Genomic DNA, 1049 nt, shown 5'->3' with positions numbered 1-1049 from the left:
TTCCATCCCTGCGCAGCCCGACAGCCATATAAACAGTCTTATTGATTACTTTCGAGTTTTCTCGTACCTTAAAGACAATCCCGTCCATCCAAACAATTAAATAAACAGGTTCGAGCGGTCGGTTCTGCCAGGCGACAATATCATCGGTGATGGCATCGGTAATCCGGGAAATAGTAGATGTTGACACGTCAAAACCATAAACTTCACGGATTTGCTCTTCAATATCACTATTGCTCATTCCCTTAGCGTAGAGCGATACAATTACATTCTCAATTCCGTCAACCATATTGCCCCGTTTGGGAACGATCATGGGATTAAACGAAGCGTCACGGTCTCGGGGAACCTGTATCTTGCTTTCTCCAAGAGAAGTGAGCAGCTTCTTTTCTGTAAAACCATTGCGGGCATTGGAATTGTCTGACTTCTGGTGCTTATCATAGCCTAAATGGCTGTCAAGCTCGCCTTCAAGGATCTTTTCAATACCACGTTTCTGAATCTGTTTTAGAAAATCATTGAGCTCTTCGCCCGATGTAAACTGCTTCAGAAAATCATTACTTAATAAATCTTCTTTCTTCATGACTGTATAAAAGTTTAAAATTAAACAAAAAAATATCGGGGGTTGCAACCCCCGATATTTTTATTTACACAGTTTATGAGATAGTGCTTTTTTGGTATACTAAGACATTTTAATTTTGCGGAACAAGATGAAATTGAATACTATTCTGAACGTAATGTTTTAGGTGCTTATGGTCAAGCAGAATTCGGTTTTAAAGATTACCTATACATGACATTAGCAGGAAGAAATGACTGGGTTTCTAACTTATCAGAAGATAATAGATCTATTTTTTATCCTTCTGCCAGTATATCATTTATACCTAACAAAGCTATTGATGGTTTACGTGAAGGTGTTGTTTTAGATTATCTAAAACTAAGAGCCGGATATGGTACATCAGCTAACTTCCCAACAGGTTACCCAATATCTTCAACTTTAGTATTAGACACACAAGATTTTCAAGACAGAACAGGCGTAAATGTTGTAACAAACACAACCG

Annotated in this window: 2 protein-coding genes; one reads left to right on the top strand and one right to left on the bottom strand. The window is 38.1% G+C overall.

The window, feature by feature from the left end:
• A partial coding sequence (locus JF818_RS04265; RefSeq protein ID WP_198890733.1) for a transposase occupies positions 1-574 on the bottom strand: 574 nt, incomplete at its 3' end.
• A 96-nt stretch (positions 575-670) separates the two neighbouring features.
• On the opposite strand from JF818_RS04265, the gene JF818_RS04260 reads away from it, so the two are divergent.
• Positions 671-1049: TonB-dependent receptor domain-containing protein (locus JF818_RS04260; RefSeq protein ID WP_198890734.1), on the top strand; the 379-nt coding region annotated here is incomplete at its 3' end.

The sequence above is a fragment of the Sphaerochaeta sp. S2 genome (genome assembly GCF_016406725.1).
Classification (GTDB): domain Bacteria; phylum Spirochaetota; class Spirochaetia; order Sphaerochaetales; family Sphaerochaetaceae; genus Sphaerochaeta.
The sequence above is the reverse complement of the archived record's forward strand: the minus strand, read 5'-3'. Positions and strand labels throughout refer to the sequence as shown.